This is a genomic window from Ramlibacter sp. (assembly GCF_035548915.1).
Classification (GTDB): domain Bacteria; phylum Pseudomonadota; class Gammaproteobacteria; order Burkholderiales; family Burkholderiaceae_C; genus Ramlibacter.
Genome location: NZ_DASZSE010000031.1, coordinates 136620 through 147520, shown reverse-complemented (window position 1 = coordinate 147520; position 10901 = coordinate 136620). Strand labels below are relative to the sequence as shown.

At 67.2% G+C, this 10901-nt stretch carries 13 protein-coding genes; 11 read left to right on the top strand and 2 right to left on the bottom strand.

Annotated elements, in window-relative coordinates:
• Positions 1 to 8: 8 nt before the first annotated feature.
• On the top strand, positions 9 to 458 hold the full coding sequence (locus tag VHA82_RS11700) for an OsmC family protein (RefSeq protein WP_325543729.1): 450 nt from the start codon (positions 9 to 11) through the stop codon (positions 456 to 458).
• On the opposite strand, the gene VHA82_RS11695 is transcribed toward VHA82_RS11700, so the two are convergent.
• Positions 449 to 1360, bottom strand: a complete 912-nt coding sequence (locus VHA82_RS11695) for a LysR substrate-binding domain-containing protein (RefSeq protein WP_325543727.1) — start codon at positions 1358 to 1360, stop codon at positions 449 to 451. The two genes, VHA82_RS11700 and VHA82_RS11695, sit on opposite strands and share 10 nt — an antisense overlap.
• Positions 1361 to 1459: 99 nt before the next feature.
• On the opposite strand from VHA82_RS11695, the gene VHA82_RS11690 reads away from it, so the two are divergent.
• From VHA82_RS11690 to VHA82_RS11655, 8 genes are all read left to right on the top strand, one after another.
• On the top strand, positions 1460 to 2149 hold the full coding sequence (locus tag VHA82_RS11690) for a substrate-binding domain-containing protein (protein ID WP_325543726.1): 690 nt from the start codon (positions 1460 to 1462) through the stop codon (positions 2147 to 2149).
• Between the two features lie 29 nt (positions 2150 to 2178).
• Positions 2179 to 3213 carry an amidohydrolase family protein gene (locus VHA82_RS11685; protein ID WP_325543725.1) on the top strand — a complete coding sequence of 345 codons (1035 nt, stop codon included), beginning with the start codon at positions 2179 to 2181 and terminating at the stop codon, positions 3211 to 3213.
• 123 nt (positions 3214 to 3336) lie between these two features.
• Entirely contained in the window at positions 3337 to 4020 is a 684-nt protein-coding gene (gene ligK / locus VHA82_RS11680) for a 4-carboxy-4-hydroxy-2-oxoadipate aldolase/oxaloacetate decarboxylase (RefSeq protein ID WP_325543724.1), read from the top strand.
• Positions 4021 to 4030: 10 nt separating this feature from the next.
• Positions 4031 to 4987: an amidohydrolase family protein gene (locus VHA82_RS11675; RefSeq protein ID WP_325543723.1), complete on the top strand. Its 957-nt coding sequence runs from the start codon at positions 4031 to 4033 to the stop codon at positions 4985 to 4987.
• A gap of 2 nt (positions 4988 to 4989) precedes the next feature.
• On the top strand, positions 4990 to 5364 hold the full coding sequence (gene ligA, locus VHA82_RS11670; protein ID WP_325543721.1) for a protocatechuate 4,5-dioxygenase subunit alpha: 375 nt from the start codon (positions 4990 to 4992) through the stop codon (positions 5362 to 5364).
• A 5-nt stretch (positions 5365 to 5369) separates the two neighbouring features.
• Positions 5370 to 6224, top strand: coding sequence for a class III extradiol dioxygenase subunit beta (locus VHA82_RS11665; RefSeq protein ID WP_325543720.1), 855 nt, complete (start codon positions 5370 to 5372; stop codon positions 6222 to 6224).
• A 141-nt stretch (positions 6225 to 6365) separates the two neighbouring features.
• A complete protein-coding gene (locus VHA82_RS11660) occupies positions 6366 to 7319 on the top strand; it encodes a Gfo/Idh/MocA family oxidoreductase (RefSeq protein ID WP_325543719.1) in 954 nt (317 codons plus the stop codon).
• A gap of 37 nt (positions 7320 to 7356) precedes the next feature.
• Positions 7357 to 8358: an aldo/keto reductase gene (locus VHA82_RS11655; protein ID WP_325543717.1), complete on the top strand. Its 1002-nt coding sequence runs from the start codon at positions 7357 to 7359 to the stop codon at positions 8356 to 8358.
• A gap of 24 nt (positions 8359 to 8382) precedes the next feature.
• On the opposite strand, the gene VHA82_RS11650 is transcribed toward VHA82_RS11655, so the two are convergent.
• Complete coding sequence (locus tag VHA82_RS11650; RefSeq protein ID WP_325543715.1) at positions 8383 to 8508, bottom strand: hypothetical protein; 126 nt, start codon at positions 8506 to 8508, stop codon at positions 8383 to 8385.
• A gap of 143 nt (positions 8509 to 8651) precedes the next feature.
• Between VHA82_RS11650 and VHA82_RS11645 the strand changes: the two genes are divergently transcribed.
• Complete coding sequence (locus VHA82_RS11645; protein WP_325543714.1) at positions 8652 to 10244, top strand: ATP-binding protein; 1593 nt, start codon at positions 8652 to 8654, stop codon at positions 10242 to 10244.
• A complete protein-coding gene (locus VHA82_RS11640; RefSeq protein ID WP_325543712.1) occupies positions 10216 to 10863 on the top strand; it encodes a response regulator transcription factor in 648 nt (215 codons plus the stop codon). The genes VHA82_RS11645 and VHA82_RS11640 overlap by 29 nt, the downstream gene beginning before the upstream one ends.
• Positions 10864 to 10901 lie beyond the last annotated feature (38 nt).

Genomic DNA, 10901 nt, shown 5'->3' with positions numbered 1-10901 from the left:
TCGCTGCCATGCCGCTGCCCCATCACTATCACGTCCGCGCGTCCGGCGCCGCGCAGGGACCCGTTTCCGTCCATGAAGACGGCCTGCCCACGCTCCAGACGCAGGCGCCTCCCCAGTTCGGCGGCCCCGAGGGATTCTGGTCGCCCGAAACCCTGCTCACCGCCGCCGTCGCCGACTGCTTCATCCTGAGCTTCCGCGCCGTGGCGCGGGCCGTCCGCCTGGAATGGGAAAGCCTCGACGTGGACGTGACCGGCCTGCTCGAAAAGGCGGCCGATGCCGTCCGCTTCACGTCCTTCACCGTGGCGCCGCGTCTCGTCATCTCCGACTCTTCGGCTCAGGACGTGGCGCTTCGCTGTCTCGAACGCGCGGAACAGACCTGCCTCGTCTCGAACTCGCTCAAGGCCGAAGTGACGCTGCAGCCCGTGGTCGACGTAACGCAGCCCTCGGTTCAGGCGTGAGCCACGACCTTCGGGCTGATCTTGCGGATCAGATCGAGCGCGGCCTTCTGCACCGGCGTCGCGGGCCGCTGCAGGCTGGTCGCGAGCGACAGCTGGATCTTCATCGGCGGCGAGCCGATCCGGCGCGCCGTGTAGGCCGAAGGACGCGGTGAATTGAGCAACGCGTTGCTGGAAAGAATCGCGAAGCCCGCGCCGTCGAGCACGAGATCGAGGATCGCCGAGACGCCGTCGATCTCCAGCGCGATGTTCGGCCGGCAGCCGATCGCCGCCATCTCCGACTCGACATAGTCGCGGATCGCGTTCGGCTTGGTCGGGATCACGAGCGGCATGCGCGCGACGGCTTCCAGCGGGATCGGGCCGGGCGGCGGGTCTTCGTGCAGGCCGGCCGGACGCGCGCTCACGAGCAGCAGCTCTTCTTCGAGCAGGGGAATCAGGTCGAGCTCGCGCGAGGGCTGCGCGTTGTACAGCACGACGATGTCGAGCCGGCCGCTCGCGAGCGCCTGCTGCAGGCCGCCGGAAAGACCTTCGCTGATCGAGAGTTTCGCTTCCGGCAAGGCCTCGCGGAATGCGCGCGTGAGCGGGACCGTGAGCACGCGCGCGACGCTGCTCGGCAACCCGACGGCCACACGGCCCGAAAGGCCGCCGCGCATCCGGCCGAGGTCTTCCAGGGTGCGCTCCACCTGGTAGAGAATGCCGCGGCCGTGTTCCAGCAGCAGCTTGCCGGCCTCGGTGGGCACCGCGCCCCGGCCGTTGCGCACGAGCAAGGTCTGCCGCAGCTCGACTTCGAGCAGCCGCACCTGGCGGCTCAATGCGGGCTGGGCCACGTTCAGCTCGATCGCCGCGCGTGTGAAGCTGCCGAGTTCGGCCACGCGCACGAAATACTGAAGCTGCTTCAGGTCCATGGATCCGAGATATCTGTTCAGCGATTATGCCGGTGCGCTATAGCTGCTAGTGGGCCTGTGGCCTTTCTGGCGGAAGGAGGGATCACCACAATGCGCGGCATGACTTCGATGCTCCGGGGTATTTCGTCCATGGCGACGCGCCAGCTTCTGGGTGAGCTGGCGGCCGCGTTCGAGCGGCAGGGGGCGGTCGGGGTCGCGATCGAATCGGTCGGCGGCGTCGACGCGGCGAAGCGCGTGCAGGCGGGCGAGCCGTTCGACTTCGTCGTGCTCGCTTCCGATGCGATCGACAAGCTGGCCGCGGGCGGTCACGTCGTCGCGGGCAGCAAAGTCGACATCGTGAAGTCGGGCGTGGCGGTTGCCGTGAAGGCGGGCGCGCCGAAGCCCGACGTGTCGAGCGAAAACGCGTTGAAGCGCGCGGTGCTCGATGCGCCGACACTCGGATTTTCGACGGGGCCGAGCGGCGTCGCGCTTGCGAAGCTCTTCGAACGCTGGGGCATCGCCGATCGCATCCGCGAGCGCATCGTGACCGCGCCGCCGGGCGTGCCGGTCGGCTCGCTGGTGGCGAAGGGCGAAGTCGCGCTCGGCTTCCAGCAACTGAGCGAGCTGATCCACCTCGACGGCATCGCGATCCTCGGGCCGCTGCCGCAGGCGGTGCAGATCATCACGACGTTTTCGGCCGGTATCGTTGCATCATCCACGCAGCGCGAGGCCGTGCGCGCGCTGCTCGCCTTCATGGCATCGGCCGAAACCACGCAAGCCAAGCGCCGCCAGGGCATGGAAGCGGCCTGATGCAGGCAAGACCAAGGAAGCTACAACTCATGACGCTCATCATCGATTGCCACGGCCACTACACGACGGCGCCGAAGCCGCTCGAAGAGTGGCGCAACCGCCAGATCGCCGGCATCAAGGACCCCGCGCAGATGCCCCGGGCGTCCGAACTCGAGATCGGCGACGACGAGATCCGCGAATCGATCGTGAACAACCAGCTGCGCCTCATGAAGGAACGCGGCAACGACCTGACGCTCTTCTCGCCGCGCGCGAGCTTCATGGCGCATCACATCGGCGACTTCGAGGTGTCGAGCACGTGGGCCGCGATCTGCAACGAACTCTGCTTTCGCGTGTCGCAGCTCTTCCCCGATCACTTCGCTCCGGTGGCGATGCTGCCGCAGTCGCCCGGGGTCGATCCGAAGACCTGCATTCCCGAGATGGAGAAGTGCATCCGCGAATACGGCGCGGTCGGCATCAACCTGAACCCGGACCCTTCCGGCGGCCACTGGAAGGAGCCGCCGCTCACGGACAGGTGGTGGTATCCGATCTACGAGAAGATGGTGGAGTACGACGTGCCCGCGATGGTGCACGTGAGCACGAGCTGCAATCCGAGCTTCCACACGACCGGTGCGCACTACCTCAACGCGGACACGACCGCGTTCATGCAGTGCGTGCAGGGCGATCTCTTCAAGGACTTTCCGGCTTTGCGCTTCATCGTCCCCCATGGCGGCGGCGCGGTGCCGTATCACTGGGGGCGCTTTCGAGGCCTTGCGCAGGAGATGAAGAAGCCGCTGCTCACCGAGCACGTGCTGAACAACATCTTCTTCGACACGTGCGTGTATCACCAGCCGGGCATCGACCTCCTGAACAAGGTGATCCCGGTGAAGAACGTGCTTTTCGCAAGCGAGATGATCGGCGCGGTGCGCGGGATCGATCCGACGACGGGCAACTACTATGACGACACGAAGCGCTACATCGATGCCTGCGAGGAGCTGACGGATGACGATCGCCACGCGATCTTCGAAGGCAATGCGCGGCGTGTGTTTCCGCGGTTGGATGCTCGGCTGAAGGAGCGTGGGTTGTGAGAGAAGGAGTTCACCGCAGAGGCGCGGAGGGCGCAGAGGGCCGCAGAGAAGAATCAGGAATTTTCTCTGCGGCCCTCTGCGTCCCTCTGCGCCTCTGCGGTGAACCGGTCCAGGAGCACTCGAATGTATGAACTAGGCGTCGTCCACAGAAACATCCACCGCGCCGACCGCGAAGTGGCCAGTGCCCTCGCGCGCTTCGGCGCGGCCACCGTCCACGAGGCCATGGGTCGCGTCGGCCTGATGAAGCCGTACATGCGGCCGATCTATCCGGGCACGCAGGTGTCGGGCACGGCCGTGACCGTGCTGCTGCACCCCGGCGACAACTGGATGCTTCACGTCGCCGCCGAGCAGATCCAGCCGGGCGACATCGTCGTGGCGGCTTGCACGGCGGACAATACCGACGGCTTCTTCGGCGACCTGCTCGCCACCAGCTTCCAGGCGCGCGGCGCGCTCGCGCTCGTGATCGACGCCGGCTGCCGCGACGTGCGCACCCTCACCGAAATGAAGTTCCCGGTGTGGAGCAAGGCGATCAGCGCGAAAGGCACCGTCAAGGCGACGCTCGGTTCCGTGAACGTCCCTGTGGTGTGCGCGGGCGCGCTCGTCACACCCGGCGACGTGATCGTGGCCGACGACGACGGCGTCGTCTGCGTGCCCGCGGCAATGGCGAAGAAGACGCTCGAAGCGGCGACCGCCCGGGAAGCGAACGAAGGCGAGAAGCGCGCGAAACTCGCCTCCGGCGTGCTCGGCCTGGACATGTACAGGATGCGCGAGCCGCTCGAGAAGGCCGGCCTGCGCTACATCGATTGAATCCGTTGACATGAGCAGACCCACCACAGGCAATTTCACGAAGACACCGGGCTGGCTGGACTGGTACGGCGCGCCCACGCCGCCGCGGTTCAAGGTGCCTCCCGGCAGCGTCGATGCGCATTGCCACGTCTTCGGCCCCGGCTGGAAGTTTCCCTATGCGCCCGAGCGCAAGTACACGCCGTGCGACGCGACGAAGGAGCAGCTCTTCAAGCTGCGCGACCGCCTCGGCTTCGAGCGCAACGTGATCGTGCAGGCCACCTGCCACGGCGCGGACAACAGTGCTTTGGTCGATGCGCTGAAGACTTCGGGCGGCAAGGCGCGCGGCGTGGCCACAGTGAAACGCGCCGTCACGGATCAGCAGTTGCAGGAGCTGCATGACGCAGGCGTGCGGGGCGTGCGCTTCAACTTCGTGAAGCGCCTCGTCGACTTCACGCCGAAAGACGAACTGATGGAAATCGCCTCGCGCATCGCCCCGCTCGGCTGGCACGTGGTGATCTACTTCGAGGCCGAGGACCTGCCCGAGCTCTGGGACTTCTTCACGTCGCTGCCGGCGACCGTGGTGGTGGACCACATGGGCCGCCCCAACGTGAGCAAGCCGGTGGACGGGCCCGAGTTCGATCTCTTCCTGAAGTTCATGCGCGAGAACGAGAACGTCTGGAGCAAGGTGAGCTGCCCCGAGCGGCTGTCGCTCACCGGCCCGCGCGCGCTCGACGGCGAGCGCGACGCGTACCGCGACGTCGTGCCGTTCGCACGCAAGGTCGTGGAGACTTTTCCCGATCGCGTGCTGTGGGGCACCGACTGGCCGCATCCGAACCTGAAGGACCACATGCCCGACGATGGGCTGCTCGTGGACTTCATTCCCCACATCGCGCCCACGAGCGAGCTGCAGAAGAAGCTGCTCGTCGACAACCCGACGCGGCTGTACTGGCCCGAGCTCGCGCCCGGCGCCGCATCGGCAGGAGCCTGAACATGCCGCTCGACAAACCCTACAGGAACGTGCCCGGCACGACGATCTTCGATGCGGATCAAAGCAGGAAGGGCTACTGGCTGAACCAGTTCTGCATGTCGCTCATGAAGGCTGAAAACCGCGAACGCTTCAAGAAGGACGAACGCGCGTATCTCGACGAGTGGGCGATGACCGAGGAACAGAAGGAGGCCGTGCTCGCGCGCGACATGAACCGCATGATCGCGCTCGGCGGCAACATCTATTTCCTCGCGAAGATCGGCGCGACCGACGGCAAGAGCTTCCAGCAGATGGCGGGCTCGATGACGGGCATGAGCGAGGAGGCCTACCGCGACATGATGATCGGCGGCGGCCGCGATCCGAAGTGGGGCAGAAAGTAGGCACCGTGGCACGCATCACCGCATCCGTCTATACGTCGCACGTGCCGGCCATCGGCGCGGCGATGGACCTCGGCAAGACGCAGGAGCCGTACTGGCAGAAGGTCTTCTCGGGCTACGAGTTCTCGCGCCGGTGGCTGAAGGAAAACCCGCCCGACGTCGTCTTCCTCGTCTTCAACGACCACGCGACCGCGTTCAGCCTGGAGATGATCCCGACGTTCGCGATCGGCACGGCCGCCGAATTCAGGGTGGCCGACGAGGGCTGGGGCCCGCGGCCCGTGCCGGACGTGAAGGGCGCGCCCGAGCTCGCGTCGCACATCGCGCAATCGGTGATCCAGCAGGACTTCGATCTCACCATCGTGAACCGGATGGACGTGGACCATGGGCTCACGGTGCCGCTGTCGCTCTTGTGCGGCGAGACGAAAGAGTGGCCGTTCCGCGTGATCCCGTTCGCGGTCAACGTCGTGCAGTATCCGGTGCCGAGCGGGATGCGCTGCTTCATGCTCGGGCAGGCGATCCGCCGCGCGATCGAAAGCTACGACGAAGATCTCAACGTGCAGATCTGGGGCACGGGCGGCATGAGCCACCAGCTGCAGGGTCCGCGCGCGGGTCTCATCAATCGTGAATGGGACAACCGCTTCCTCGACCGCCTGATCGCCGAGCCCGAGGCGCTCGCCCGGGTCCCGCACATGGAATATGTCGAAGAGGCCGGCAGCGAGGGCATCGAACTCGTGATGTGGCTCATCGCGCGCGGTGCGATGAGCGACGTCGCGGGTGGTGCGAAGCCCACCGTGAAGCATCGCTTCTATCACGTGCCTGCGTCGAACACGGCGGTGGGGCATCTGATTCTCGAGAACCACTGACGTTTGTTGAAAGCAATGAAGACATTCACCGCAGAGGCGCAGAGGGCGCAGAGGGCCGCAGAGAAGAATCAGGAATTTTCTCTGCGGCCCTCTGCGGCCTCCGCGCCTCTGCGATGAATGCATCCGCCTGGAACCCCTCACATGACCCGACACATCAACATAGCCCTCGCCGGCGCCGGCGCCTTCGGACAGAAACACCTCGACGGCCTGAAGCTGATCGACGGCGTGCAGGTCACCTCCCTCGTCGGACGCGAACTGGACAAGACACAGGAAGTCGCGAAGAAGTACGGCATCGGCCACGTGACGACCGACCTGGACGAATCGCTGAAGCGGTCCGACGTCGACGCCGTGATCCTGTGCACGCCGACGCAGATGCACGCGGCCCAGGCGATCGCATGCCTGAACGCCGGCAAGCACGTGCAGGTCGAGATCCCGCTGTGCGACCGGCTGCAGGACGGCCAGGCGGTGGTCGACCTGCAGAAGAAGAGCGGGCTCGTGGCGATGTGCGGTCACACGCGCCGGTTCAATCCGAGCCACCAGTTCGTTCACAAGAAGATCGCGGCCGACGAATTCCACATTCAGCAGATGGACGTGCAGACCTACTTCTTCCGCCGCACGAACATGAATGCGCTCGGCCAGCCGCGCAGCTGGACCGACCACCTGCTCTGGCACCACGCGGCGCACACGGTGGATCTCTTCGCCTACCAGTGCGGCAGCCCGATCGTGAAGGCGAACGCGGTGCAGGGGCCGATCCACCCGGCGCTCGGCATCGCGATGGACATGAGCATCCAGCTGAAGGCGGCCAACGGCGCGATCTGCACCTTGTCGCTGTCGTTCAACAACGAAGGCCCGCTCGGCACGTTCTTCCGCTACATCGGCGACACGGCGACTTTCATCGCGCGCTACGACGATCTCTTCAACGGCAAGGAAGAGAAGATCGACGTGTCGAAGGTCGACGTGTCGATGAACGGCATCGAGCTGCAGGATCGCGAGTTCGTCGCGGCGATCCGCGAAGGGCGCGAGCCCAATGCGAGCGTGGCACAGGTGCTGCCTTGCTACGAAGTGCTGGATCAGCTCGAGAAGCAGCTCGCCTGAGAGCCGGCGCAGCAATCCGCGCGTCACAATGCCTGGCATGCCACAACGCAAACTCGGTCCCTTCCAGGTCTTTCCCATCGGCCTCGGGTGCATGAACCTGAGCCACGCCTACGGCGCGCCGCCGCCGGCGGAGCAGGGCGAACGCCTGCTGCTCGCCGCGCTCGACGCGGGCGTGACGCTCTTCGACACCGCGGCCCTCTACGGATTCGGCGCGAACGAGACGCTCGTGGGCCGCGTGCTGAGGCCGCATCGCGGCCGCATCACGCTCGCGAGCAAGGGCGGCCTCGGCGGTGTCACGGGCGACGACGGGGTCACCCGCCGTGTGATCGACGGCCGCCCAGACGCGTTGCGCCGAAACTGCGAGGACAGCCTGCGCAGGCTGCAGACCGACGCGATCGATCTCTACTATCTGCATCGCTGGGACAAGAAAGTGCCCATCGAGGAGAGCGTCGGCGCGCTGGGCCGGCTCGTGGAACAGGGGAAGGTGCGCGCGATCGGCCTGTCGGAAGTGTCGGCGGCCACGCTGCGCCGCGCGCACCGGGAGCACCCGATCGCGGCGGTGCAGACCGAATATTCGCTCTGGACGCGCAACCCGGAAATCGCCGTGCTCGCGGCCTGCCGTGAACTGGGCGTGGCCTTCGTCGCGTTCAGCCCCGTCGCGCGTGGCTTCCTTTGCGACGCCGTGCATGACGTGTCCGCGTTCGATGCGAAGGACATCCGCCGCACGCTCCCGCGCTTCGAACCCGCGAATCACGAGCAGAACCTGAAGCTGCTCGCCGCCTACAAGGCACTGGCTCGGGAGGCGGGCTGCACTCCCGCGCAGCTCGCGCTCGCGTGGCTGCTGCACCGGGGCGAGGACATCATCCCCATCCCGGGTACGACGAACGTCGGGCACCTGAAGGAAGACGTCGCTGCCGCGGAGGTTCGGCTGTCGCCCGATCTGCTCGCGCGTCTCGACGCGGCCATCAACCAGAAAACCGTCCACGGCCATCGCTATGCGGCGCAGGCGCGCAGCGAAGTCGACACGGAAGAGTTCTAGCGGCGCGCCTATCGCAGGCGGCGATCAGGTTGGCGAGCCGATGCCGTCCAGCAGGGCCCGCAGCAGGACACGGCGGTCGGAGAGTCCGGCGATCCCGCGCGTCGCGCCGGTCGCCTTTGCAACGGCGACGAGCAGCAGCGACGCCATCATGCGAGGCTGCGACCTTGGCCGCCGTTCGGTCGCCGTTCGGCCCCCGTTCGACCGCCTCCCGGCGCGGCCGTGCGCGTGTCCAGCGCGACTAGACTCTGCGGCATCCACGTCCCGCGCCGATCCACGCACCGATGTTTTCGCCCATGCCGCCGCTTCGTCGCCTGTCACTGCCCTGGCCGGTCGCGATCGGCTACGTGGCGGCGTACGCCGTTCTCGCCTGGATCAGCTACATCCGGCCGCTTCCCGGCTTCAACATCACGCCGTGGAATCCGCAGCAGGCCCTCGCCATCGCGCTCGTCATCTGCTACCCGCAAGCGGCGTGGCTCGTCTGGTGCAGTCTCTTCGGCAGTGAGCTCGCGCTGCGCGGGCCGGGCGCGGGCTGGCTGCAGCCGGCCATCGCCACCGCGACCCTCACGCTCGCCACCGTGCTCGTCGCGCGCCTGCTCTCGCGCAAGGAGGCCGCCGCGGCCTTCGATACGCGCAACGAACTGCTGCGCTTTTTCGCCATCGTGCTTGCCGGCTCGCTGCTGGATGCCCTTTGCTATGTCGGCTTCCAGGCGAATTCGCTGTACAAGCGCGAAGGCGGCGTGCCGGGGGCGCTCATCCGGTACTGGGTGGGCGACACCGTGGGACTCGTCGTCACCTTGCCGCCGCTCCTGCTGGCGCTCGACCCCGTGCGGCGATCGCCCCTGCTGCAGGTGCTGCGCGTGCCGGGGTGGTGGCTTTCCGTCGCGCTCACGGGCGCGGGCCTCTGGGCGATCTTCGCGGATCCGGAGCAGGAATATTTCAAGTACTTCCATCTTCTTTTGCTGCCGCTCGTGTGGGCCGCCGTGCGCTATGGCGCCGCGGCTGCGGCCTTGTCGTGCGTGCTGGCGCAGCTCGGGCTCATCTTCGCGGCGCAGCATTCCGTCGGCCGCGACGTGACGGTCTTCGAGCTGCAGGTGCTGATGGCCGCATCGGCCATGACGGCGCTGCTGCTCGGCGTGCTGGTGGACGAGCGGGCACGCGTTCAGGCCGAACTGCGCGCGAGCCTGCGCTTTTCGGCGGCGGGGCAGATGGCGGCCGCGCTCGCTCACGAGCTGCATCAGCCGCTCACCGCGATCCAGCAGTTCGCCGACGTCTGCCAAACGCTCCTGTCGCAAGGGGACGTGGACTCCGCACGGCGGGACGTGCTCGACCGCACGCTGCGGCGGCTCGTGGAAGAGGCGCGGCGCGCCGGAACGACGTCGCACCGCCTGCGCGATTTCTTCACCCGGGGCGCCACGTCGCTGCAGCACGCGCAGCTCGGTCCGATCCTCGCGGAGGCCGTCGAGGCGCACCAGGCACTCGCCGAGCGCTCGGGGGTCACGCTGGCCGTGCGGCTCGAAGAGCCGCTGCCCCCCATCTGGGCCGACCCCGTGCAGCTGGCCGTCGTGCTGCGCAACCTGCTCGCGAACGCGATCGAGTCGGCCTCGCAGGTGGCGCCCGAGCGGTCCGTGCGCGTGGAAGCGCAAGGGCGCGACGGAATGCTGAGGGTGAAGGTGATCGACAGCGGCGAGGGCATCCCTCGCGAACGCCTGGCGGACCTGTTCGACGCGGCGCCGTCCGAGAAGTCGGGCGGCATGGGCGTGGGTCTCAACATCTGCCGCGCGATCGTCGATGCGCATGGTGGCAAACTCTGGGCGGAGCCGGGCCCCGGCGGCCGATTCTTCCTCACGCTACCCATCGATGGATTCGAACCTCCCGCGCGCGCCTGAACAGCAGGCGGTCTACATCGTCGACGACGATGCCTCCCTTCGCGATTCGCTGTCGCTGATGCTCAGCCTGCACGGCTGGCGCCCGTCGACCTTCGCATCCGCCGAGGACTTCCTGAAGGTGGCACAGGCGGACTGGCAGGGATGCGTGATCGCCGACATCCGCATGCCGGGCCTCTCCGGGCTCGAGTTGCAGCAACGGCTCGCGACGCAATGCCCCAGGCTGGCCGTGATCGTCATCACGGCGCACGGCGACGTCGCTTCGGCGCGGCAGGCGTTCCTCGCTCAGGCGGTGGATTTTCTGGAAAAGCCGTTCGACGCCGAACAGGTGCGCCGCGCGCTGCAAGCGGCGCAGGCCCGGCCGCGCAGCACGGCGAAGAAGACCGAGCCGCCGACCGAGCCTTCGGTGTTGCTCGGCGAAGCATTGACGCCGGACGAAATCGAGGTCCTGCGCTGGGTCACGCGCGGAACGCACAATCGCGAGATCGCGATGCGGCTCGGCCTGAGCGCGCGAGCCGTGGAGACCCACAAGGCCCGCGCGATGGAAAAGCTCGGCGCGCGCAGCCTCGTGGAACTCGCCAAACTGGCCGAGAGCGTGATCCCGGCCGGCGGCAAGGGCTGAGTGGAGGGGCTGAGGTCAAGCCCGAGTTCAGGCGCCGA

Bases quoted from the DNA above. Each gene is read 5' to 3' on its own strand.
- VHA82_RS11700 (WP_325543729.1), top strand. From the start codon at position 9: ATGCCGCTGCCCCATCACTATCACGTCCGCGCGTCCGGCGCCGCGCAG.
- VHA82_RS11660 (WP_325543719.1), top strand. From the start codon at position 6,366: ATGACCCGACACATCAACATAGCCCTCGCCGGCGCCGGCGCCTTCGGA.
- VHA82_RS11690 (WP_325543726.1), top strand. From the start codon at position 1,460: ATGACTTCGATGCTCCGGGGTATTTCGTCCATGGCGACGCGCCAGCTT.
- VHA82_RS11645 (WP_325543714.1), top strand. From the start codon at position 8,652: ATGCCGCCGCTTCGTCGCCTGTCACTGCCCTGGCCGGTCGCGATCGGC.
- VHA82_RS11685 (WP_325543725.1), top strand. From the start codon at position 2,179: ATGACGCTCATCATCGATTGCCACGGCCACTACACGACGGCGCCGAAG.
- VHA82_RS11640 (WP_325543712.1), top strand. From the start codon at position 10,216: ATGGATTCGAACCTCCCGCGCGCGCCTGAACAGCAGGCGGTCTACATC.
- ligK (WP_325543724.1), top strand. From the start codon at position 3,337: ATGTATGAACTAGGCGTCGTCCACAGAAACATCCACCGCGCCGACCGC.
- VHA82_RS11675 (WP_325543723.1), top strand. From the start codon at position 4,031: ATGAGCAGACCCACCACAGGCAATTTCACGAAGACACCGGGCTGGCTG.
- VHA82_RS11655 (WP_325543717.1), top strand. From the start codon at position 7,357: ATGCCACAACGCAAACTCGGTCCCTTCCAGGTCTTTCCCATCGGCCTC.
- ligA (WP_325543721.1), top strand. From the start codon at position 4,990: ATGCCGCTCGACAAACCCTACAGGAACGTGCCCGGCACGACGATCTTC.
- VHA82_RS11695 (WP_325543727.1), bottom strand. From the start codon at position 1,360: ATGGACCTGAAGCAGCTTCAGTATTTCGTGCGCGTGGCCGAACTCGGC.
- VHA82_RS11650 (WP_325543715.1), bottom strand. From the start codon at position 8,508: ATGATGGCGTCGCTGCTGCTCGTCGCCGTTGCAAAGGCGACCGGCGCG.